We start from the raw sequence: 409 nt of genomic DNA, 5'->3' as shown, positions 1-409 counted from the left end.
CCGGGATGTGGTGGTGCCCGCCCTCGGTAAACAGCGGCACGAGATCGAGCGCCGGGCGCTGCTCGCTCACCACGCGCACCTGGCGCGTCATGATCTGGCCCACCACCTCCGGCTTGGTGGAATGCACCGCGCCCACGCGGCGCACCAGGGCGCGCAACTGCTCGCCGATGCCCTGGTGCACGTCGAGATCGATCTGGCGCATGAAATCGGCCGTGGTGACGATGCCCACGATGCGGCGCGCGCGGTCCACCACCGGCAGCGCCTTGACACGGCGGCGGCGCATCAGTGCCCAGGCCTCCTGCAGTTCGGTGCCGAACGCCACCGTGGCGGGCTCGCGCGACATGATGTCGCCGCAGCGCAGGTGCCCGAAATTGCGGCGGTACGCCTCGGCCTCGGCATGGTGCAGCAG

1 protein-coding gene is annotated in these 409 nt (G+C 70.9%); it reads right to left on the bottom strand.

Annotation, left to right across the window (positions count from 1 at the left end; genetic code table 11):
* Window positions 1-409: CBS domain-containing protein (locus IR141_RS12905; protein ID WP_135037847.1), on the bottom strand; the 409-nt coding region annotated here is incomplete at both ends.

The organism is Neisseria sp. 19428wB4_WF04 (assembly GCF_015235335.1).
Lineage (GTDB): Bacteria > Pseudomonadota > Gammaproteobacteria > Burkholderiales > Neisseriaceae > Neisseria > Neisseria musculi.
Note: the sequence above shows the minus strand (reverse complement) of the source record. Positions and strands in the feature narration are given on the sequence as shown.